The 23,129-nt window shown below is 37.1% G+C and carries 25 protein-coding genes and 1 other annotated feature; of the genes, 2 read left to right on the forward strand and 23 right to left on the reverse strand.

The window, feature by feature from the left end:
* Positions 1–27: 27 nt before the first annotated feature.
* The gene (sigK, locus tag MKX83_RS16625; RefSeq protein ID WP_095372484.1) at positions 28–741 is read right to left on the reverse strand and encodes an RNA polymerase sporulation sigma factor SigK; all 714 of its coding nucleotides are present in this window, start codon (positions 739–741) and stop codon (positions 28–30) included.
* A gap of 113 nt (positions 742–854) precedes the next feature.
* Here sigK and MKX83_RS16630 point away from each other — a divergent pair, with 113 nt between their 5' ends.
* Positions 855–1,088, forward strand: a complete 234-nt coding sequence (locus tag MKX83_RS16630) for a hypothetical protein (protein ID WP_341056587.1) — start codon at positions 855–857, stop codon at positions 1,086–1,088.
* Positions 1,089–1,324: 236 nt separating this feature from the next.
* Here MKX83_RS16630 and MKX83_RS16635 read toward each other — a convergent pair whose 3' ends face one another.
* The 5 genes from MKX83_RS16635 to MKX83_RS16655 form a co-directional block, all read right to left on the reverse strand.
* On the reverse strand, positions 1,325–1,468 hold the full coding sequence (locus tag MKX83_RS16635) for a YrzI family small protein (RefSeq protein WP_095372483.1): 144 nt from the start codon (positions 1,466–1,468) through the stop codon (positions 1,325–1,327).
* 425 nt (positions 1,469–1,893) lie between these two features.
* A complete protein-coding gene (locus tag MKX83_RS16640; RefSeq protein WP_095372482.1) occupies positions 1,894–3,030 on the reverse strand; it encodes a bifunctional cystathionine gamma-lyase/homocysteine desulfhydrase in 1,137 nt (378 codons plus the stop codon).
* A 1-nt stretch (position 3,031) separates the two neighbouring features.
* Complete coding sequence (locus MKX83_RS16645; protein WP_095372481.1) at positions 3,032–3,955, reverse strand: PLP-dependent cysteine synthase family protein; 924 nt, start codon at positions 3,953–3,955, stop codon at positions 3,032–3,034.
* A gap of 20 nt (positions 3,956–3,975) precedes the next feature.
* A complete protein-coding gene (mtnN, locus tag MKX83_RS16650) occupies positions 3,976–4,677 on the reverse strand; it encodes a 5'-methylthioadenosine/S-adenosylhomocysteine nucleosidase (protein ID WP_095372480.1) in 702 nt (233 codons plus the stop codon).
* A 14-nt stretch (positions 4,678–4,691) separates the two neighbouring features.
* The gene (locus tag MKX83_RS16655) at positions 4,692–5,330 is read right to left on the reverse strand and encodes a class I SAM-dependent methyltransferase (protein WP_095372479.1); all 639 of its coding nucleotides are present in this window, start codon (positions 5,328–5,330) and stop codon (positions 4,692–4,694) included.
* Between the two features lie 183 nt (positions 5,331–5,513).
* Between MKX83_RS16655 and MKX83_RS16660 the strand changes: the two genes are divergently transcribed.
* A complete protein-coding gene (locus tag MKX83_RS16660; RefSeq protein WP_322909612.1) occupies positions 5,514–5,732 on the forward strand; it encodes a DUF2536 family protein in 219 nt (72 codons plus the stop codon).
* Between the two features lie 156 nt (positions 5,733–5,888).
* Here the strand turns inward: MKX83_RS16660 and MKX83_RS16665 are convergent, their stop codons facing one another.
* The 17 genes from MKX83_RS16665 to mnmA form a co-directional block, all read right to left on the reverse strand.
* The gene (locus MKX83_RS16665) at positions 5,889–6,572 is read right to left on the reverse strand and encodes a DUF1510 family protein (RefSeq protein ID WP_307312818.1); all 684 of its coding nucleotides are present in this window, start codon (positions 6,570–6,572) and stop codon (positions 5,889–5,891) included.
* 83 nt (positions 6,573–6,655) lie between these two features.
* Positions 6,656–8,416, reverse strand: coding sequence for a peptidoglycan D,D-transpeptidase FtsI family protein (locus MKX83_RS16670; RefSeq protein WP_307312816.1), 1,761 nt, complete (start codon positions 8,414–8,416; stop codon positions 6,656–6,658).
* Between the two features lie 66 nt (positions 8,417–8,482).
* The gene (gene greA / locus MKX83_RS16675; protein WP_095372476.1) at positions 8,483–8,959 is read right to left on the reverse strand and encodes a transcription elongation factor GreA; all 477 of its coding nucleotides are present in this window, start codon (positions 8,957–8,959) and stop codon (positions 8,483–8,485) included.
* A 146-nt stretch (positions 8,960–9,105) separates the two neighbouring features.
* Positions 9,106–9,741 (reverse strand): uridine kinase, encoded by a 636-nt coding sequence (udk, locus tag MKX83_RS16680; RefSeq protein ID WP_341056589.1) that lies wholly within the window; start codon positions 9,739–9,741, stop codon positions 9,106–9,108.
* A 120-nt stretch (positions 9,742–9,861) separates the two neighbouring features.
* Positions 9,862–10,503 carry an O-methyltransferase gene (locus tag MKX83_RS16685; RefSeq protein ID WP_095372474.1) on the reverse strand — a complete coding sequence of 214 codons (642 nt, stop codon included), beginning with the start codon at positions 10,501–10,503 and terminating at the stop codon, positions 9,862–9,864.
* A 237-nt stretch (positions 10,504–10,740) separates the two neighbouring features.
* Positions 10,741–11,865, reverse strand: coding sequence for an endolytic transglycosylase MltG (gene mltG / locus MKX83_RS16690; protein WP_095372473.1), 1,125 nt, complete (start codon positions 11,863–11,865; stop codon positions 10,741–10,743).
* A 432-nt stretch (positions 11,866–12,297) separates the two neighbouring features.
* The gene (locus MKX83_RS16695) at positions 12,298–12,579 is read right to left on the reverse strand and encodes a DUF1292 domain-containing protein (protein ID WP_095372472.1); all 282 of its coding nucleotides are present in this window, start codon (positions 12,577–12,579) and stop codon (positions 12,298–12,300) included.
* A gap of 12 nt (positions 12,580–12,591) precedes the next feature.
* On the reverse strand, positions 12,592–13,008 hold the full coding sequence (gene ruvX, locus MKX83_RS16700; protein ID WP_095372471.1) for a Holliday junction resolvase RuvX: 417 nt from the start codon (positions 13,006–13,008) through the stop codon (positions 12,592–12,594).
* Position 13,009: 1 nt separating this feature from the next.
* Positions 13,010–13,276, reverse strand: a complete 267-nt coding sequence (locus MKX83_RS16705; protein WP_095372470.1) for an IreB family regulatory phosphoprotein — start codon at positions 13,274–13,276, stop codon at positions 13,010–13,012.
* Between the two features lie 159 nt (positions 13,277–13,435).
* On the reverse strand, positions 13,436–16,069 hold the full coding sequence (alaS, locus tag MKX83_RS16710) for an alanine--tRNA ligase (protein ID WP_095372469.1): 2,634 nt from the start codon (positions 16,067–16,069) through the stop codon (positions 13,436–13,438).
* A gap of 54 nt (positions 16,070–16,123) precedes the next feature.
* Positions 16,124–16,330, reverse strand: a binding site (T-box leader).
* An 89-nt stretch (positions 16,331–16,419) separates the two neighbouring features.
* Positions 16,420–17,496: an AI-2E family transporter gene (locus MKX83_RS16715; RefSeq protein WP_095372468.1), complete on the reverse strand. Its 1,077-nt coding sequence runs from the start codon at positions 17,494–17,496 to the stop codon at positions 16,420–16,422.
* 146 nt (positions 17,497–17,642) lie between these two features.
* The gene (locus MKX83_RS16720; protein ID WP_095372467.1) at positions 17,643–17,774 is read right to left on the reverse strand and encodes a DUF3918 family protein; all 132 of its coding nucleotides are present in this window, start codon (positions 17,772–17,774) and stop codon (positions 17,643–17,645) included.
* Between the two features lie 25 nt (positions 17,775–17,799).
* Positions 17,800–17,991 (reverse strand): hypothetical protein, encoded by a 192-nt coding sequence (locus tag MKX83_RS16725; protein WP_095373640.1) that lies wholly within the window; start codon positions 17,989–17,991, stop codon positions 17,800–17,802.
* Between the two features lie 19 nt (positions 17,992–18,010).
* Complete coding sequence (locus tag MKX83_RS16730) at positions 18,011–18,481, reverse strand: PRC-barrel domain-containing protein (protein ID WP_095372466.1); 471 nt, start codon at positions 18,479–18,481, stop codon at positions 18,011–18,013.
* Positions 18,482–18,612: 131 nt separating this feature from the next.
* Positions 18,613–21,012, reverse strand: coding sequence for an SF1B family DNA helicase RecD2 (recD2, locus tag MKX83_RS16735; RefSeq protein ID WP_095372465.1), 2,400 nt, complete (start codon positions 21,010–21,012; stop codon positions 18,613–18,615).
* 42 nt (positions 21,013–21,054) lie between these two features.
* Entirely contained in the window at positions 21,055–21,708 is a 654-nt protein-coding gene (locus MKX83_RS16740; RefSeq protein ID WP_341056595.1) for a tetratricopeptide repeat protein, read from the reverse strand.
* 298 nt (positions 21,709–22,006) lie between these two features.
* On the reverse strand, positions 22,007–23,122 hold the full coding sequence (mnmA, locus tag MKX83_RS16745) for a tRNA 2-thiouridine(34) synthase MnmA (RefSeq protein WP_095372463.1): 1,116 nt from the start codon (positions 23,120–23,122) through the stop codon (positions 22,007–22,009).
* Between the last annotated feature and the right edge of the window lie 7 nt (positions 23,123–23,129).

Below are 23,129 nucleotides of genomic sequence, written 5' to 3' on the forward strand. Positions count from 1 at the left end.
AAACTGTGGTAAATACATACGGTATTCTTAATTCTTCTTCTTCTCTTTTTCCGCTCGATAAAACTCATGAAACATTTTCATTAATGCTCGTTTTTCAATACGCGAAACATAGCTCCGTGAAATACCTAATTCTTTTGCTATCTCTCTTTGCGTCTTTTCCTTCTTTAAATCCAACCCAAACCGTCCCACAATCACTTCTTTCTCTCTTTCGTCCAATACATCAATGTATTCTCGCACCTTCTCAAGTTCCATATTTAGTTGAATCGTATTAATCACATCTTCTGATTCTGACTTTAGCACATCAATCAACGAAATTTCATTGCCTTCTTTATCCTGCCCGATTGGATCATGAAGAGAGACATCCTTCTTTGTCTTCTTTAATGCTCTCAAATGCATGAGAATTTCGTTTTCTATACATCTTGCGGCATAAGTAGCAAGCTTTGTTCCTTTGCCTTCAGAATAGCTTTCAATCGCTTTAATTAACCCTATTGTACCGATAGAGATAAGATCCTCAGCATCTTCTCCTGTGTTCTCGAATTTTTTTACAATATGTGCGACAAGTCGAAGATTATGCTCAATTAGCATATTGCGTGCGTGTGAATCCCCTTCTGCCATTTGCCTTAAGTATTTTTTTTCGTCACTTGAAGATAAAGGCTGAGGAAAAGCATTATTCTTCACATATGAGACAAGAAAAACAATTTCTTTAACTAAAAATCCAAGTGCTGTCATAATTCCAGACATAGAGCCACCCCCGCTAGTTTGAACTTTTCGCCTATTAACCATTTCTATGTAGTGGAAAAGCTGTTATTGTCTGTCCTAGCGTATTAATTTTCAATTACAGTGTTTATTGTTTAGTGGAATTGGACGAGGTGTATGCCAATCAGTTAATATGGAGATATAAGAAATGGATAGAAAGTGGGAACGCTAGTTTGGGAGTGAATCGTTTAGTATTAGGGATTGTTTTTCTTATCATCGCCATGGTTAGTATTGCTGAAATTATATTTGAAGGCTTTTCTTGGAAACCAGTTGTCATTTTTGTCATTGGTTTATTTTTAATTATGTTTTTATGGAAACGACCTGATAAATAAAATCATGATGGGACATCTAAAAGCTAGAGGTCCCATCAATTCTGTCTTTATATTTTTCACTTTTGATTTCTATATTTTTTTGTAAAATAAACTGTGAATAGAGTTATTTTTATCGCCACATACTCTCCCCCTACAAAACTACGTTAGGTTGAGTCCTTCTCAACCCAGAAATAAACCTTTCTTCCTTGTAATAAAAACATCATGATCTCCTCCACCTTTCTTTATTTCCTTTATCCTTAGTAAAAATTGCGATAGATTTCTTCTTGTCGTGCTTTATGGTCTTCAAGAAGACGGTTTACATATTCATCATGCATACGTTCTTCAACCGAGCGTTTTCTAGCTTTAATTGTCACCGTTAGAAAAATTAGATTTAATGTCATCCTGCAGCACCTCCTCTCTTTATCTATCCAAAAAATGCACACAAAAATGCCGCAAAGGGGCACTCACCCCCTTACGGCATTAAGAAATAAACATAAAAATGCCGCAGGAGATGACAATTCCTCCCTGCAGCATGGATAGACAAAAAATTAAATGAAGCGATCCATTCCAAATAGGTCGAAATTGATTTGTATTTGAGTTTCATTTACTGCTGTAGTTAAATTGCATAAGTTTTTCATTGTTTCCGACCTCCTTTTTCTTTAGAATATTTTCGCTTACATTGGTAAGTATATCCAAGAAATAGCCATTTGTAAACGGCTTTTTGCAAAAAATTTTAAAAAGGGCGAAAATAATTATTTTTCTCCCTAGAACGCCCTACCTTTCTTTGAGAACAGAAAAAAGCCCACCCCTTAGGTGAGCCTCAACTTTACTTTTCTAAAGCTAACTTTAAATCTTCAATTAAATCCTCAACATCCTCTAAACCAACAGAAATTCTTACAAGTCCGTCTGTGATACCTAGTTCATCTCGACGTTCTTTCGGTATAGATGCATGAGTCATTCTTGCTGGAACGGAGATTAAGCTTTCAACAGCACCGAGGCTTTCTGCAAGAGTAAAGTATCTCACATTTTCAAGTAGCTTATCAGCATTCTCTTCACTGCCAACATCAAAAGAAACCATTCCTCCAAAACCATCAGCCTGTTTCTTGGCGATGTCGTGATTTGGATGAGACTCAACCCCAGGATAATACACTTTTGATACTGCAGGATGCTGTATAAGAAACTCGACAATCGCCTTTGTGTTACTTTCCGTTTCCTCCATTCTGATTCCTAATGTTTTAATCCCTCTCATTAGCAACCATGAATCTTGAGGCCCTAACACTCCACCGGTTGAATTTTGAACAAAGTGTAGTTCTTCTGCGAGCTTCTCACTATTTACAACCACTAACCCTGCAACAACATCGCTATGTCCACCTAAGTACTTCGTCGCGCTGTGAAGCACGATATCTGCACCTAACTCAATTGGAGTTTGCCAATATGGTGTTGAAAATGTATTATCAACAATTGTTAAGAGATTATTTTCTTTAGCTAATTTTGCTGCTGCTTCAATATCCGTGATTTTTAGAAGTGGATTTGTTGGTGTTTCAATATATACAGCCTTTGTATTTGGCTTTATGGCAGCTGTGATATTGTTTAAGTTACTTGTATCAACAAATGTCGCTTCAATACCGAATCGATTAAGCACTTTCGTAATCACACGATAAGTTCCCCCGTATACATCATCAGTGAGGATGATATGATCCCCACTATCAAAAAGCATCACAGTAGCAGTGATTGCTGCCATCCCTGAGCCAAAAGCAAAGCCTGCATGCCCAGCTTCTAAATCTTTAATAAGCTCTTCTAATGCATGTCTTGTTGGGTTACCTGTACGTGAATACTCAAAGCCTTTATGATTACCTACTCCGTCTTGTTTATAAGTACTTACTTGATAGATAGGTACAGATACTGCACCTGTTGTTGGATCACCAGCAATTCCGCCATGAATTAATTTTGTTTTTCTTTTCATATCAAATACCTCCTTCATAAATCTTTTTACTTAAATAACGCTCACTGCCATCTGGAAAAATCACCACAATATTCGTACCTGCTGGAGCTTGTTCTGCTTCTAATAATGCTGCATGCAAAGCTGAACCAGATGAACTACCGACAAGCATTCCTTCTTTTTCAGCTAATTGCTTTACTCTATTAAAAGCGTTCTCATCACTTATTGTATGAATGCTATTAAAATAAGTGGTATCCATATAATCTGGTAAAAATTCCATACCGATTCCCTCTGTTTTATGCGGACCAGATTCGCCACCATTTAAGATGGAGCCTTCTGGCTCAACAATGACGGTTTTTATTTGTTCTCTTTTTTCTTTCAAATAACGAGCAGTGCCCATAAATGTGCCACCTGTACCTGCACCGGCTACAAATATATCAACATTCCCATCAAGATCATCCCATATTTCAGGGCCTAAAGTTCGGTAATAAGTATCCGGGTTAGCCGGGTTTGCAAATTGCTGTGGACAAAATGCATTAGGGATTTCCTTTAAAAGCACTTCTGCTTTGGCAATGGCACCTTTCATGCCTTCTTCTGTAGGTGTTTGAACGACTGTAGCTCCTAAAGCTCTCATCAGATCTTGCTTTTCAATACTAAACTTCTCAGGTACACAAACAATCACATTCACATCTTCTTTTAATGCTGCTAGCGCTAGACCTATACCTGTATTGCCTGCTGTAGGCTCAATAACTGTTCCACCTTTTTTTAACTTACCACTTTCAAAGGCGTTTCTTAATAATTCTTGTCCTAGGCGGTCTTTTACACTGCCACCGGGGTTCATGTATTCTAACTTAGCAAATAAACGCACACCTTCTGGTAAGTCAAACTGCGAAATTTCTACCATTGGCGTTTGTCCAATTAATTCATGAATGCTTCGGTAAACCTTCATAACTTCCCGTCCTTTGTTGATTATTTACTTTTGATTCCTTCTACTATTTTCATAACAAGATTTGCAGAGTGTAGTGCTGCTTTCTCTAGGAATTGATCAAAAGAAATATTAGATTCTTTACCAGCAATATCAGATAAAGAGCGAATAATCACAAAAGGTGTATCAAAGGCATGAGCAACCTGCGCAATCGCTGCTGCTTCCATTTCTACTGCTTGCAATGCCGTGAATTTATCTTGTATTAGTGCCGTTTGCGCTGGGTTGCTAATAAATGAATCTCCAGTCGCAATCAGTCCTCTTATAACTGTTATACCTTCTAACTCTTTACCACTCTCTTCAGCAATTTCCAATAACGCCTCATGTGCAATAAAGGCAGGAGGTTGTTGTGGTACTTGACCATATTCATAACCAAATACAGTTGCGTCGACATCATGATGTCTAACTTCAGATGAAATAACGACATCACCTACATTTAATTCAGGGTTGAATCCTCCAGCAGACCCTGTATTGATAACATAATCCGGCTTGAACTTCTCCAAAAGAATGGTAGTGGACATTGCTGCGCTCACTTTACCAATGCCAGAACGAAGAAGAACAACGTCTGCTCCGTTCATTTTACCTTCTGTATATTCACAGCCAGCAATCACTTGCTGTTGCTTCTCATCCATATGGTCCCTTAAAATTGTTACTTCTTCTTCCATTGCTCCGATAATAGCTATTTTCATTACTTTCCCTCTTTCTAAGCTTTGACACCTTCCATAATCCAAACAAAATCATTGCAGCGATTAAATGAAACTGTAAAACCATTCACCCGCATAATCTCTCTTAATACGGGGATTGTCGTATAGTATTCTCGCTTTAAATCTTCAGCTAGATTATGATAACCCTTTTCAGTGGCATCAGTAATAGCCTTTTGATAAGCATCTACAGATTCATACATTGTATCCGCAAACACTATTTTACCACCTGAAGGTAACATCTTTCCATACTGTTCAATCGCCAAAGACTTTTCTTCATCTGTTAAATGGTGAAAGGCATAAGAACTTACTATAGTATCTACGTTTTCATCTATTTGAAAGTTTAAGAAATCACCATCGAGCACTTTTGCTTTATCTTGTAACTTGTTGATAGCAATCTCTCTCATTGATTTCGACGGTTCAATCCCGATAACAGTTAAATTACGTTTTAATAATTTTGCAGTTAAATTGCCTGTACCTGGGCCAAATTCTAATACATTACCTGTTGCTCTATCTGCCACCTCTTGTAGCAATTGATCATAGTATAAGAAAACATCCTTATATTCTTCATCATGGCCTGTTACTGTATCATCATATGTTTTAGCCCACTCTTCGAATAATTCAATAAACTCTTTCCCCATTTTGCACCCTCCTGCACGTAATTACAATAGCAATAATTCCTATGAGTATACTATGAATTAATTTGTAACATGTTCCCAATCTACCACACCCCTTCTTAAGTTTCAAGAAAAATCAATATCCACTTTTCTCATTGCACAGAAAATGAAATTTACTTAAAATTAGGAGTGATAGCGTATGAAGGGATGATTAACTTGAACTTTCAATTAGATTTTATTGAGGATAAAGTAGAATTTTTCGAAGCAACAAAGCTGGACGATTTAGAAAAGAAAATAAATGACCAAATTGAAACAAATAAAGCCATTATGCTAGAAGTTCATCATGTCGCTCACCAAATGCATATAGATGAAAACGGCAAAAGGTTCTATTCAGCTGTTGTTCATTTTAAACTGAAGAAAAAGTAGAATAAAAATTGCATGCGAAGCAAATGATCCTTTGTGGCAAGTGGACACTTAGAATTCACCACTTTCTAATATGCAGCCATATGTTGACTCTCGATGCAAAAAAACGCGAACAAATGAATGTTCGCGTTTCATTCTGGCTAGGAAAACCAGTTTTTCTTATATACTATTTAATTCTTCTACCTTCGTTGGTTTCCATCCTTTTCCGTCTACCCATTCAATATATACACGATACATTTCATCTTTATTAGGTGAAGCGACTGTACCAACAGAACGATTTACACCGTCATTACCAAGGAAATAAACAGTCATAGCTGAACGATCTAATCCAGTAGCATAAGTGATTGCACGAAGCATTTCATCCCAATCCACATGACTCTGATCATACACAGCTGTCGGATGGTCGTCTTGTACTGTACCTACAGGTTGCCAAGCCGGATTTTCTACCGTTCTATTTACATCAGCACTACTGCCGCCTTCAGTGACAATCTCTTCCTCTTTTACTTTTTCTTCATTGTTTTCTTCTTCATTACTTTCTTCATCTTTATTCTCTTCATTATCATTATTTTCTTCTTCCTCACTGTTACCTTCTTGACTTCCCTCATTTGTTGCATCATCTTTCTCATCACTGCTATTTTCTTTAGAAGTTTCTTCATTATTTACTTCTTCATTCGCAGCAGAATCCGCTGGTTGATCCTCGTCTTTTCCACCGGAGAAAATAATCGTACCAACAACGATGATGAGCAGAATAACGACGCCAATTAAGCCATTTAAGATTATGTTTGTTTTTTTCCTTTTCGATCTTTTATCATAACGGGATGAACCATTATCAGTATTATTCAAAGGAATACCTCCTAATTTAAAAAAGAAATATCATAGCTGAAAACATTTTAACATGTCTTTTAAAAAACTTGAAGGGATAACCATTACGTGGAATGATCTAATCTATGTATTTCTTTCACAATATCAGCGAATAAAGAAAGTGGTGATGGGTCGGTACTTTTGGCATCTAACCGGACGGTTACTAGTGCATATCTTGGGTTATCATATGGAAAATAGCCAGCAAACCATTTATTTTCTAGTTGCTGCCCATTCACTTTTTTCCCTGTTTCCCCTGTTCCAGATTTGCCTGCTACTTGATACGGTAAATTTTGTAGTTGCCTACCTGTCCCCAAATCATGATTGACAACTTCAAGAAGAAGCTTTTGTAATGATATGGCTGTATATGGCTTAATATTTTTACCAACAATTTTTTTAGACTGAAAGCTCTTTACTTTCGTCCCATTTTTATATTCTAGTTGTGAGGCGACACGTACCATCTGCTTTTCTCCACCTCTTGCGATTGTTGCCATCATATTCGCCACAGCTAACGGTGTACTGCGGACATCTAATTGACCAATGGATGTTAGAGCAATTAGATTTGTATCTTTTCTATTTCGCGGATCACTAAAGACCTGGCCTTGTTCTTCATCTGCCAATTGCTGAAAGCCTTTTAAATGATAGAAATCTCCTTGCCATCCTACTTTTATCGATAGGCCTAATTTATTAGCATAGCTATCCACCACCAATGGTTCTATAGACATCAGCTCTTTGCCGACCGTTGCAAATGTATAATTACAACTTCTCGCAAAACTATCTTTAAAATTAAGCATGCCGTATTGATAATTTTCATCGATTTCTCCATTGATTGACCGATTACAATCAAACATACGACTTTTTGCATCTAGCCCATAATCTATCGCTGCTGCAGCGATAACAGTTTTAAAAATAGACCCTAGTACTTGATTTTGTACCATAAAATTATTTGTACCTTCTTCGCCATGAGCGAAAGGGTTGACTGGGTTCACTTTCGGACGAGAAACCATCGCGACAACTGAATTATCCTCAATATCTATTAACACCATCCCCCCTTTGGTAACCTCGTTTTTATCGACTAGCATTTCCATTCGTTGCTGCCATTCAAAATCAAGCGTCGTTCTAATATTCAATGGATAAAAAGGGCTCGCAGGGTGAACATACTTTACATTCGAGCCAAATAAAGGCCTTCCTTTTCCATCAACATGATAAATGAGCTTTGTTTCACCTTCTCCAGACAAAAGTTCATCAAAGCTTTTTTCCATCCCAGTTGCACCTAGTCTTGTTATATTAGATAAGTGTTTATTAGGATATCTTTTGGTTAGTAAAAAATCCCTATTGGCAATCCCTAATAATTGTTCTGCTGGTCTCTCATAAATCGGGTATGATTTTCTCGCTGCAAATACACCTGGTATTTCCAACTGATTAATCTCCTCCATTTGTTCATTAGACAAAATGAAAGGTTCTCGCTCACCATATACAATAGGATCCTTTATTGCTTGAACTTTTTGACGGAGTTGACTATTATCAACTTTAAGAATTTCAGCTACACTCGAGACATCCCATTCTATATCTTTTAGGAACGGAAAAAGGATTAAGACCGTTTTATAGGCTACAGTTAATTGTTTGCCATCTCTATCAAGCAAATTCCCTCTCTCGGCATCTATAACTATTTCCTTAGAGCGTTGTGCGACACTTTGACTGATCAAGTTAATGTCTCTATTTGTAAAATGCTTTGTTTCAAACAACTGTATTTGAGCCAGTCTAACAATAAGTATTGATAAAATAATCATCATAACAGAAACAAACAGAATGACTCGTTTTCTTTGCATAAAAACACCTCGTCAAAAGTGTTGACGAGGTGTTTCTATTTCAAACGCTAAAACACAATAATTTTATTAGTTAATACTTGTTATCTTAACACTCATTTCTCCACCTGGTGTTTGCACTGACACTTCTTCGCCTACTTTTTTACCAATAAGGCTTTTAGCAATCGGAGAATCATTGGAAATTTTGCCCTCAAAAGGATCTGCCTCTGCACTACCTACGATAGAATAAGTCTCTTCTTCACCATCAGGTAATTCTACGAAAGTAACAGTTGAGCCTAAGCTAACTGCGTCGCCTTTCATCTCATCCTCAGTAATGATTTTAGCATTACGAATCATGTTTTCAAGAGTCGTAATACGACCTTCTACAAAAGCTTGTTCTTCTTTAGCAGAATCATATTCTGAGTTCTCAGATAAGTCACCAAAACTACGAGCTATTTTTATACGTTCAACCACTTCTTTTCGTTTAACGGTTTTTAGGTTTTCTAGTTCTTGTTCTAATTTCGTTTTACCTTCTTGTGTCATTGGAAATACTTTTTCTGTACTCAAAACACCCACTCCTTTACCATATATAACCAATTATTGGTCAAAAGTATGTATAAATTTTATAAACAATGCATTTACAGCGCGTCCTTTATCGAACGCGCCTATCTATGCAAACGTTTGTAGCCTTATTATTTTTCTATGCTATTGTGTCATAAAAAAGACTTTTCTTCAAGAATTGTTTGAATTTTTGTGACCATTAAATCAATCGCCACTTTATTTTGTCCACCTTCAGGAATGATAATATCGGCATATCTCTTAGTCGGTTCGATAAATTGATTATGCATTGGACGAACAACACTGACATATTGCTCAATTACTGAGTCAATGGAACGCCCTCGCTCCTTAATATCACGCATAAGCCTTCTAATAATTCTTAGATCTGCATCCGTATCGACAAACAGCTTCATATCCATTAAATCACGTAAACGCTCATCTTCAAGTACAAGAATACCCTCTAAGATAATCACATCTTTTGGTTCAACAACGATGACATCATCTGACCTCGTATGAATAGAATAGTCATATACAGGCTTTTCGATGACCTCGTGATTCGTTAAAGAGATGATATGCTCAATTAATAAATCTGTGTCAAACGCAAGTGGATGATCATAATTGGTTTTCAAACGTTCTTCAAACGGTAGATGTGCTTGATCTTTATAGTAATAGTCTTGTTCTAACATAAGAATAGAATGACCTTGAAATTGATTATAAATCGCCTTCGTTACACTTGTCTTTCCAGAGCCTGATTCACCAGCTACACCGATCACAATCGGTTTTCTCTTCATCTTTATCAATCTCCCTAACATCGTAGCTTTTTTGCTACTGTTTAACAATATACACCTTTTTGCTATGATTGCCAAACATATGGTACTTATACTAGTAATAATTCTTTATCACAACAAAACTTATTTCTTTCTACTAATCGCAACACCATCACCAATAGGCAAAATCACCGTATGGTAACGATCATTTTTCATAAGCCATTCATTAAATTGGTCAATTTTTTGCACTAGGTTGCGGATGCGTTTTTTTTCTATCTCTGCTTTTTCATAAACAAGGCCTTTAAATAACACGTTATCGGTAATAATTACACCTGTATCATTTAAATATTGACTATACATCTCGAAAAACTTCTTATACTGTCCTTTTGCTGCATCAATAAATATCATATCATAGTCACCTAATATTCGAACCTCATCTTCTTGCTCTAATGCATCGCCTTTAATTAAAGTGATTTGATTCGCCATGCCGCTTCTTGCAAAGTAGTTCTCTGCCTTTTCATAACGCTCCTGATCTCTTTCCAATGTAACAATATGAGCAGATGGACAAGCTTCAGCCATTCGTAAAGCGGAATATCCGATTGCTGTTCCAATCTCTAATATTTTTGTTGGTTGTTGAATTCGTACAATCTGTAACATGGCTTCAATACCTTCTAGTTCCATGATTGGCACACGATTTTCCCTAGCGTATTCTTCCATTTCCATGAAGAGGTTTGTACGATCCGGTATTAATTTTTGCATATATGTAATTAGCTCATCATTTAGCAATTACTTTCACCTCTATTAATTTAACTTCCATCCTTTGCATATGCAAGAAAAAAAGCGCTCACATTAGTAGATTGTCAACAAGAGCTTGGACCATCTACGCTATCTGCATGATACGCCACATAAAAAAATATATAAAATGCTTGTGCTATTTTACCACATAAAAAAGAGGAAAGCTATGAGATTTTATCATAAATGATGATCTAACATCATTCACACCTCTTTAGCTTCCTCTATTTTTTAATTATTACTAGTTATGTGCTCATTTTTCTTCACATTATGTTCATCCAATGTTTTAGAGAATAAAACTTCTCCTTCTGGTGTAGCTAGGAAATACAAATAATCCGTTTCTTCAGGATTCAATGCAGCTTCAATAGAAGTTGAACCTGCATTAGCAATCGGTCCAGGTGTTAGGCCATTGTATTTATATGTGTTATATGGGTCATCTATTTCTAAATGCTTATACAATGTCCTTTCCTTATGCTCACCATGTGCATATAAAACGGTGGGATCTGTTTGTAAAGGCATATCTTCATCCATACGATTATAAAAAACGCTGGCTATCTTATCGCGGTCCACTTGTGCAGTGGCCTCTTCTTCGATTAATGAAGCCATTGTGAGTAATTCATGGACAGACATCTCTTTGTTCTCCATTGCATCTGTGTACTGAGCAAGCACTTCACTTGTCTTCTTAATCATTGGTGTTACAATTTCTTCTAACGTTGCATCTTCTTTGTAGTAATCATATGTGGCAGGGAATAGATAACCCTCTAAAGGGTATTTAATATTCTCCGCAAAAACATCATCAGTAATGACACTTGGAAATTTCTCCTGCATTTTCTGTACAAATGCTTTATCATTTAATTCTGCAAAGACTTCGTCTCCGTCCATGCCTGCTTTTTCTGCTATAATTGCTGCAATTTGCTCCAACTGCTTGCCTTCAGGAAGTGTGACTTTAAACACGACTTCTTGATCAACATTTCCAGTTTTCAGCTCTGATATGACTTGACCTAAAGTCATCGCCGGTGCCAGTTCATAAGTTCCTGCCATAAAGCCTGATTCATTCTTTAGCTTCACATAGTATTTGAATACTCTAGCATCCTTTATTATCCCATTCTCTTCTAATACTTGTCCGATCCCTGAAACGGATGAGCCTATAGGGATTTCGACATTTTTGACTTTGTCGTTATCTGGATTAACAGGTTTTAAAGCAGAATTCACATAAAGGAACCCACCTAGCCCTCCAACACCTATGATTACAAATAATATTATGGCTGCAATTAACACGATTTTACGCACAACTTTCGCCTCTGTTTGCCTCTCTATCAACTGTTTTTTCATCTTACCTTTTTTATCATCTGTCATGGTAAACCTCCTTGCAACTATTTCCCCTTACTATTCATACTTCCTTTTCGCCTCATGTTGCTACTGTATTAATAGCTGGAAAATAGCTCTCATACATCTCGGATTATTATACTATACTTTCTGTCATAGGATAGCATATTTAGACAAAATTCTTCTACTATAGAACGAATCAGTTATACTGAAAGCGTTAATCAATAATACCTCTCCCTTAATAATGAATGAGTTAAGTTTATAGAGAATGAGATAGAAATGAGGGCAATGCTGAAAGTGGAGGGTTTTTTTGAGATAGGTTATATTTTGCTAAGTCTTTTTTTACTTAATGTTTTTTTGTTGTGTGATATTAATTCTGGGTTAGCCTTAGTCGCAAGTTCACCTGCGAAGAATGATAGAACATAAAAAAAAGACCCACTAAATACGCGGGTCTTTTCAAATTTATTCTTCTTCGTTTTCTAAAAATGTATTTAACATCTCTTCGATAAGGTCCCATTCTTCGTCCGTTTCAATTGGCATTAATTCACCATCAGTATTATCTTCACTTGGAACGAATGCAGATGCATGAATTTCAACCTCTTCTTCATCCTCATCTGCACCAATTGGATAATAAAGAACATAAGATTTGCCAAATTCTTCAGAGTCAAAAGTAAAAAGCACTTCGCAAAGCTGCTCGTTACCTTCCTCATCTACTACTGTGATATTGTTTTCTCCGTGATCCATTTCTTTCACCTCTTAATTCTGGCTATCTAAATAACCTTGTAAAATCATGACTGCCGCCATTTTATCAATCACTTTTTTCCTTTTTTTGCGACTGACATCTGCATCAAGTAGGACTCTCTCTGCAGCGATTGTAGTGAGACGCTCGTCCCAATAAATAACCTCAACACCGAAACGTTTGTTAAGTTCATTACCATAGAACTGACTCGCTTCACCTCTAGGCCCTATTGTACCATTCATGTTCTTAGGAATGCCAACAACAACCTTTGTTACTTCATATTCTTTGAGCAGCTCACCAATACGTTTAAATCCGTACTGATTCTGTTCCTCATTTATTTTCACTGTTTCGATGCCTTGGGCTGTCCAACCAAGACCATCACTAACAGCCACGCCGACCGTTTTTGAGCCGACATCTAATCCCATTGTACGCATATTATCCCTCTCGTTGCTGTTTTAAATACGACTTCACAAGTTCTTCAATAATTTCATCCCGTTCTAACTTGCGAATCACATTCCTTGCATCTTTGTGACGGGGTATGTAGGCAGGATCTCCAGAAAGCAGGTAACCTACAATTTGATTAATAGGATTATACCCTTTTTCCTGCAGGGCATCGTGAACATGGAACAAAACTTTATTGACATCTTGTTCAAATGGTTCCTCAGGAAAATTAAATCTCATCGTTTTGTCAAATGAGCTCAATTGCTACACCTCACTATTCTGTTCTTAAGCGATTAAGCTACCTATTCAAAAAGAGAAGGATGGATAGCTACACCAAGTTCATGAAGAAGAGGTTATATAACCTCTTCTTTTTATGATTCGCTTTTGTTTACCTACATTTTACACTAAACTATTCGGGAATCAAACGGATTTTACCCATTCCTCTACAAATTGTAACGCTCCCTCTAATTTTGCTGGGTCTTTTCCACCGGCTTGCGCCATATCTGGACGTCCACCGCCACCGCCTCCACAGCGAGTAGCCACTTCCTTAATTAATTTACCCGCATGATAGCCACTTTTAATCAAATCATCTGTCACACCGGCAATTAAATTCACTTTTCCTTCATTCGCACTACCTAGTACAACCACTGCTGAAGCAAGCTTTTGTTTTAATTCATCTGCCATATTACGCAAGTGGTTCATGTCTGTCGCCTGAACTTTTGCAGCTAATACTTTTACACCGTTCACTTCTTTCACTTGGTCAATCAAGCTTCCAGCTTCAATATTACCCAATTTAGTTGCTAATGATTCATTTTCTCTTTGTAATTGCTTGATCTCTGCATGTAAGCTGTCAATTTTTACTGGTACATCTTTTATATTTGATTTTAATTTAGCTCCAGCCTCTTTTAATACAGAGATTTGCTCTGTCATCATTTTATAAGCACCTTCACCTGTGACTGCTTCTATTCTTCTTGTGCCTGCACCAATCCCGCTTTCAGATTGGATTTTGAACAAACCAATGACTGCAGTATTTGCCACATGACAGCCACCACAAAGTTCTAATGAATAATCACCGATTTGAACAACTCGTACAATTTTCCCATACTTTTCTCCAAATAAAGCCATTGCTCCCATTGCTTTTGCTTCTTCAATATCTTTCAGGTCAATTTGCACATTTAAGCTATTCCAAATTTTCTCGTTAACAATGGCTTCGATTTTCTCTAACTCATCTCCTGTTACTTGTCCAAAGTGAGAAAAGTCAAATCTTAGTCGATCTGGTTCAACGAGAGAACCTGCTTGATTTACATGCGTACCTAATACATCTTTCAATGTTTGGTGAAGAAGATGTGTCGCAGTATGATTTTTTACGATTTTATTACGATTAAAATAATCTACAGATGCTTTAACCGATGAATGAGCTTTTAATTCTCCTTCTGTGACAACTGCACGATGGAGGTTTTGTCCATTTGGAGCTTTTTGCACATCTTTTATTTCAACCCTCACGCCACTTGCTGTTAGAGTTCCCTTATCAGCGATTTGCCCACCACTTTCAGCATAGAAAGGAGTAGCTGTCAATATTAATTGAACCTCTTCGCCTTGACCAGCTTGGTCTACTAGCTCGCCACCACTTACAATTGCAGCTACTTCAGTATCAATCGTCAATTGTTCATACCCAACAAACCTACTGTCTACCGTAATTTCACCTAGGACACTATCCTGGACTTGCATACTATCTATATCTTGACGAGCAGCTCGAGCGCGATCACGCTGATTTTCCATCTCTTTTTCAAAGCCATCATGGTCGATGCTCATCCCTTCTTCTTCTGCGTACTCCTCTGTTAATTCAACGGGGAAACCATACGTATCATAAAGACGGAAAACATCTTTTCCATCGATTACAGTATGTCCATTAGCTTTTTCTTTTTTCATTACTTCTGAAAGAATAGCTAAACCCTCGTGTAACGTTTCATGGAAGCGTTCTTCTTCGTTTTTAATGACTTTTTGAATAAAAGCCGTTTTTTCTTTTACTTGTGGATAATAATCAACCATTATTTCTGCAACCACTGGTACTAACTCAAACATGAACGGACGATGAATATTGATTTGTTTCGCATAACGAACCGCGCGACGTAATAATCGTCTAAGAACATATCCTCTACCTTCATTTGATGGAAGAGCACCATCACCAATTGCAAATGCTACTGTACGAATGTGGTCAGCAATCACTTTAAATGCGACATCTTGTTCCGCAGTTTTTCCATATTTCTCAGCAGAAATATCTTCTGTTCCTTTAATGATTGGCATAAATAGATCTGTGTCAAAATTCGTCTTTACATTTTGCACAACTGAAGCCATACGCTCTAAGCCCATGCCCGTATCAATATTTTTCTTTGGTAGTGGAGTATATGTTCCATCTGGATTATGGTTAAACTCAGAAAATACAAGGTTCCATACTTCCAAGTAACGTTCGTTCTCTCCCCCAGGATAGAGCTCAGGATCATTTAAATCGTTACCATACTCTTCTCCCCTATCATAGAAAATTTCTGTGTTCGGTCCACTTGGTCCTTCACCAATATCCCAGAAATTCCCTTCCAACCGAATAATTCGTTCTTCTGGTACACCTACTTTTTCTCTCCATAATTTGTACGCTTCATCGTCCTCAGGGTGGATTGTCACAGATAATTTGTCTTCTTCAAAACCAATCCATTTTGGACTCGTCAAGAATTCCCAAGCATATAGAATCGCTTCTTCTTTAAAGTAGTCACCGATAGAAAAATTCCCAAGCATTTCAAAGAATGTATGGTGACGTGCTGTCTTCCCAACATTTTCGATATCATTGGTACGTATTGATTTTTGTGCATTAACGATCCTTGGATTTTCGGGAATCACTCGACCATCAAAATATTTCTTCAATGTAGCTACACCACTATTAATCCATAGTAGTGACGGATCTTCATGTGGTACTAAAGAAGCACTTGGTTCCACTGCGTGACCTTTTTCTTTAAAAAAATCTAAAAACATTTGTCTAATTTCTGCACCAGTTAAATGTTTCATAAAAAAACCTCCTAAAAAATTTATGTAACCATAAAAAAAAGCCCTCATCCCCAATACAGGGACGAGGACTTAAGCTCGCGGTACCACCCTGATTGTGAAAGAAAACTCTCACCTCTCAAAGCACCTTAACGCGGTGAACGGCAGTAGTTAACTGCACTCCGGATTAGCTTTCTGTTATCCTTCATCGAGAAATTCTCTCAGCCATGGAATTTCCTCTCTTTCGAATGGACTATAACATACTTCTTCCATCAACATCTTACATTATTTAAATAGATATAGTCGAATTATAGCTAGATTTTTGCTCTTTTGTCAATATCAATGTCTAACAGTATCAACAAATTCAGCTGAAACTATACCTTATCTGCCCTATGTCGGTTCATTAATAGTTTACGTGCATGTATAAGACTAATTTTTAGGATTGCCAAAATCGGAACAGCCATAATTAAACCAATGATACCGCCAGCTTCTCCACCAGCTAGTAATGAAAGCATAATAATGAGGGGGTGCATATGTAAGCTTTTCCCTACAATTAAAGGAGATAATATATTCCCTTCCACAAATTGCAATACAACTATAATAATTAATGTGATAATCACCATTTTGACTGACAGGGTCGCTGCAATAATCACCGCTGGGACTGCACCAATAATTGGACCAAAATACGGAATAATATTGGTTATTGCAATGATAAAACCAAGCAACAATGGATACTTCATACCGAACACCCAAAATAAAGTAGCTGAAATCACCCCGATTACTAAACATACAAGGAGCTGCCCACGAATATAACCTCCGAGTGACTTATCAACATCTCTTATAAACAAAACAGCTTCTTTTCTCCATCTTCTTGGCGTTAAGTACCAGACTGCTTTTTTTACATCCGTATAATCTTTTAAAAGGTAAAAGGAGATAAATGGGATAATAGCGATGATTAAAGCATAATTAAGAATCTCAAGCAATATATTAATTGCCTTTGTTAATAATTTATCTAATGCTGCTTCAATATTGTTAATCCCATCCTCTACACGTAATTGTAATGTTTCTGGCCATTCAGATGTGCGTTCTTGAATCAAAGCAATAAAAGAGCGATATTGCTCGGCAAACTCTGGCGCATGATCAACTAAATCATTTAGTTGATGAATAAAAGCCGGAATCCCTTTATACAATCCGTAGCCAACACCACCAAAAAATAATAAATAAATTCCTAAAGCTGCTAATCCTCTGTGCATACCCGTTTGATGTAACTTTTCAACAATAGGGTGTAAGAGATAAGTAAAAAACGCCCCAAGTAAAAACGGAATCAGCACAACAAGCAGTAATTTTAAAAGAGGGAGCCATAATTCTTTTAATTGAAAAAAGATATAAAGTAAAATGAGAACAAGCAAAACAAAGCCTAAATGGTACAACCATTTCATACGAACGTCCATGCACTACGCCTCCCTTTACTATCTTGAGAAGAGAGCATATGAATTATACATACAAGTTAAACAAGGGACGGAATGGATTCATTTATTGACATAGCACAGATACGAAAAAACGTCCCCAATCTATTTGATTGAGGACGCCAAAACATTTAAAACATTTTCATTACTTTTCTTTGTATTTTTTTCATATCTCTTTTTGAGACGATGTTATTTTTCTGCATATAGCTATATGCAGCTACACCTGCGCCTATGACAGCTGCTGAGGTTAACATTTTATTCATCATATGACACCTCTCATAAGAATTTTTATGAAGAAAAACGACGCTCTTCTTCATCAAATAAGTCATCTAAAGAACTTAAAGACCCATCTTCTTCCACTTGGTGAGTGTGAATAATTCCTTTAGACAATGAGAGTTCGATAAAGCAATTCCAACAGTAATATTGATTTATGCCAATCTTACCGACATCTTTGCTTTGACAATTAGGACATTGAAGCATCATGGAAAGGACACCTACCTTATTCTACATTTACAATAATGGCATCCTTTCCAATCGCTGGTGCGCAACTAGCTTTAACTACTTTCTTTCCTTCAAGTACATCAGAAAAGAAGCCATCTGATAGTTCATACCCTACGATTGTGCCCAATTCTTCATTGAAATATACATCTTGAAGAAGTCCTAGGCGATCGCCCTCTCTTGTCATCATCATTCGGCCAGCCAGACGATTTTCACTAGCAATTGTAAAATCACTATGCTTTGGTATAGCTGTTAATACATCACAACTCTCAATCATCACACCATCCCAACCAAATGAGTACACATCTTTAATATCTAGAAAAAAGGATTTACGAATAAATGAGTGGTTCTTCACCCATAGTCCCTTCACTAATCCTTCGGGTGAGATGAAGAGATCATTCACTTCACCTATTGCCCTACCGTTATTCAACACGATTACCGACAAGCCTCTTAATAAGGAAAATGTTCGCAAAAGTTACTCCCACCTTCTTTGAACATTGTTATTTTGTTCAAAGATGGTGCGAGTCATTCTTTTTCCAGGTTGGCAATTTGTTTTATGTATATAGGTAAAAAAATAAGATGAGAAAAATCTCTCATCTTAGTCTAATCAGCCTCTAAAAAATCATAAGGTGTGATATTTTCCATTCCTATCAACGGGTCGACTTTCATCAAATAATCTTCATATGTTAATGATTCATCTACAGCTTCAATGGTCTCTCCTTCGAAGATTTCATCTTGTAACTTCAATCGTAAGTTAGATCGCCTCGATTGATCATCCAATCGTTGTATACCCATTTTTAACGCTTCTTCATCACCGCATAATATAAGGAACTGCTTGCTTCGTGTAATGGCAGTATATAATAAATTCCTCCGTAACATCCGGTAATAACTTTTAACGACCGGAACAATAACAATCGGAAACTCACTGCCCTGTGACTTATGAACGGAACAACAATAGGCATGAGTGATTTGATTTAAATCCTGTTTTGTATACGTTGCTTCCACTCCGTCAAAAGAAACAATAACCATATCTTGTTTCTCTGTGTTCTCTTTTGCATAAAATATGGAAATAATTTCACCCATATCACCGTTATAAACGTGGTTTTCAGGTTGATTGACTAATTGCAACACCTTGTCTCCAATGCGATAGACAACATCACCAAAAGCAATTTCCTTTCTACTACCATCTTCATTAGGGTTGAAAATTTCTTGGATCATTTTATTAAGGCGATCAATACCTGCAGGACCACGATACATCGGTGCAAGTACTTGAATATCCTTTGCTAAATACCCCTTTTTCTTTGCATTTCGCACTACTTGCCCGATAACCGTGCCAATTTGACCTGGTTGGCATTGAAAAAAGGAACGGTCTTTTTGTTGCTGAGTAATATTTTGCGGCAATCTTCCCTTTTTCATTTCATGTGCTAACTCAATAATTGACGAGCCTTCCGATTGCCTATAAATATCTGTCAACATAACCGAAGGGATACGTTCAGAAAGTAATAAATCTCTTAATACTTGACCTGGGCCCACAGATGGTAATTGATCTTCATCACCAACAAGTATGACTTGCATTTCTTCAGGGATCGCTTTAAAAAGTTGATTGGCTAGCCATATATCAACCATGGAAGTTTCATCAACAATAAGAATTTTCCCTTCAAGCGGGTTTTCTTCATGATGGTCAAAACCCTCACTTCCATTCCAACCAAGCAATCTGTGAATCGTCACAGCTGGTAATCCTGTAGATTCTGCCATTCTTTTCGAAGCTCTTCCAGTAGGTGCAGCTAATAAGAAAGGAAAAGGCTCTTCTTTTTTATAGTCTTTCGGATTTAAACTACAGCCATGTAATTCACCATACAATTCAACAATTCCTTGAATAACCGTTGTTTTGCCCGTACCTGGACCACCAGTTAAGATCATCATTGGCGACATTAACGCTTTTTGAATGGCATCTTTTTGAGATGGCGCATACTGTACCGAAAGTCGCTCTTCTAATTGTCCCAAAGCAAGGAGGAATTCCGATTCAGGAAACTGTTCATTAAATTCCGTTTGATTGAGTATACGTTTGATATTTGTAACGATTCCCTTTTCAGAAAAGAAAAGAGAAGGTAAATATAACTGCTGTCCTTCTGCAATCACTTTTCTCTCTTCTCCGAGCTTTAAGATTGCTTCACTAATCGCCTCGTAAGGGATTACCTCAGTCGCTTTTTCCTCTAATAGTTTTTTGACAGCAGGGAGTAATTCTTCTGCTTCAGCATATACGTGACCTGCCTGTGCACTTTCACTATCAAGCACATACAAACATGCTGCTTTAATACGGTCAGGATGACTACCTGACATTCCCACTTGTTGTCCAATCTCATCTGCCCGATGGAAGCCAATCCCTTCAATATCCTCTACGAGTTGATAAGGTTTTTTTTGCAAAATATCTATTGCTTGATCTTTATATGTTTGAAAAATCTTCATAGATAGTTGTGGACCAAAACCAAGTTGATTGAGGTGAATCATGACTTGTTCAATTCCTTGATTCTCCACAAGTGTGTCGTATAAAACTTTCGCTTTTTCACTTGCTAATTTTGGTATCCCATCTAATAATGAAGGATTATTTAAAATGCTATTGATCGCATTTTCTCCAAGCTCGTCCACGATACTTTGTGCCGTTTTCTTACCAATTCCTTTAAAGAGGTCACCTGATAAATAATTAACGACACCTTCTTTTGTTTGAGGCATTTCTTTCTTGTACTGCTCTACATGGAATTGCAACCCAAACTTTGGATGTTCCTTCCATTCCCCTAAAAATGTATAGGTCTCCTCTTCATGGATTTTCGGTATGTAGCCAGTAATGACCGCTTCTTTCTCTTCATATTGTGCATTTGTCTCTAGCACCCGAATACGTAAAACCGTATAAAGATTACTCTCATTATGGAAAATAGTCACAAGATGCTTGCCCTTTACATACGTTTTTTGTTCAGCAAATAAATCTAATGAATTCTGCTCATCCATCCCATATGCTCCTTCCTTTTTAAGCGCATCTTGTTTTTTATCTTATGCTTGTTTTTCAATCATTTTCTTACCGTAGCCGGCAAGCATATGATCCGGTTGTATATCCAATGCACGATTAAAATGAGCGAGTGCCTTTTGCACGTCTTCTTTAAAACCATAAGCGACACCGAGATTATAATGAGCATCTGCATGTTCCTCATCTAATTCAATACATTGTTGTAGTTGCTTAATGGCTTCATCTATTAATTCTAATTGCGCTAAGCAAAGACCATATTGAAACGCCGCTTCTGCATCCTGTGGATTTAATTCAGTTGCACGTTGCAAGTATGGTAATGCTAATTTCCCTTGCTCTAATTGCATAAGGGAAATACCTAACATAAAATAATTGTCTCCATGGTCGATTCCTTTTTGCATCGCTTGTTCAAACATATTTTTAGCCTCGTCAAATTGTTCTTTTTCAAAAAGTAAATTTCCGACACTATAATAAGCAACACCCGCGTTTTCATCAAGTTCAATTGCTTTTAGAAAAAACTTCAATGCTCGTTCTCCGTCGCCAACGGCTGATAAAACATTACCAAAATTGATATAAGAAACCGCATCCTCAGGGTTTTCATCAATGGCTCCCATAAAAATCTTAGCTGCTTCTTCCCATTTACCTTCTTGCATATATTGAATACCTTGTTGGTTTTTATCCATTATTTATCGACTCCATTTCTATCTCTTTACTCTTCGAAATAGTATAGCATATTTTTCGTTATGACTTCATTCACAGGCTAAACGTTCAGGCATAATTTGTTTAGGTTTTTAGAATTGAACATAATATAGTTGGTACACGGCTTGATTTTCCAGCTTCTCCAAAGAATGAGAGGAGAAAAGTTAACTTCGATGATTTGCGGCATTTGTGCGTATCCATTCTAGACTCAGTAACTTGTTGAAGATTTATCATAAAAACGTGGGAAAAATAAAAAACCAGGCAATCAATTTGCCTGATTTTTTATCCTACATATGTGAGTTGATTACTATTAATATATACTTCATCAATTGTTGCTCCGCCTAAGCATTCGTCACCGTTATAAAAAACAACTGATTGGCCAGGGGTAATCGCTCTACTTAGCTCATGAAACTTCACTCGAACTTTATTGTCCGCTAAGCGTTCCACCGTTACATTATTGTCTGTCTGACGATATCTAAATTTAGCTGTACATTCAAATGTTTGTGGCATTTCTTTTTCAGATACCCAACTTACATTCACAGCTACAAGGGAATCGGAATATAATTTTTCATGGTGAAAGCCTTGTCCTACATAAAGAACATTCCTTTTCAAGTCCTTACCAATCGCAAACCAAGGCTCACCTGCGCCACCGATCCCTAAACCATGTCTTTGACCAATTGTATAATACATTAAACCATCATGCTTACCGACTACTTTACCATCAAATGTCTCCATATTACCTGGTTGAGCTGGTAAGTAGTTACCTAGGAATTCTTTAAAGTTTCTTTCACCAATAAAACAAATACCTGTACTATCCTTCTTAGTAGCTGTTGCTAAATTTGCTTTTGCCGCAATTTCCCTTACCTCTGACTTTTTAATATTGCCGATTGGGAACATTACTTTTTTTAATTGATCTTGCGAAAGCTGATTAAGGAAATACGTTTGATCTTTGTTTTCATCAAGGCCACGAAGCATTTTTACTTCGCCGTCTCTTTCTTCTACACGCGCATAATGACCAGTTGCTAAATAATCAGCACCTAAATGCATCGCATGTTCTAGAAACGCTTTAAATTTTATTTCCTTATTGCACATGACATCGGGGTTCGGTGTTCTACCTGCTTTATATTCTTCAAGAAAGTAGGTGAACACTTTATCCCAATATTGCTTCTCAAAGTTGACAGCATAGTATGGAATACCGATTTGATTACATACGCGGATTACATCTTCATAGTCTTCCGTCGCTGTACATACACCGTTTTCATCGGTGTCATCCCAGTTTTTCATAAAAATGCCGATGACATCATAGCCTTGTTCTTTGAGAAGGAGTGCAGCTACCGATGAATCAACGCCACCGGACATCCCAACAACAACTCGCGTATCTTTTGGCGCTTTTGTCATTGTCTTC

Source organism: Cytobacillus sp. FSL M8-0252, from assembly GCF_038007345.1.
In the GTDB taxonomy this organism is placed as follows: Bacteria; Bacillota; Bacilli; order Bacillales; family Cytobacillaceae; genus Cytobacillus; species Cytobacillus kochii.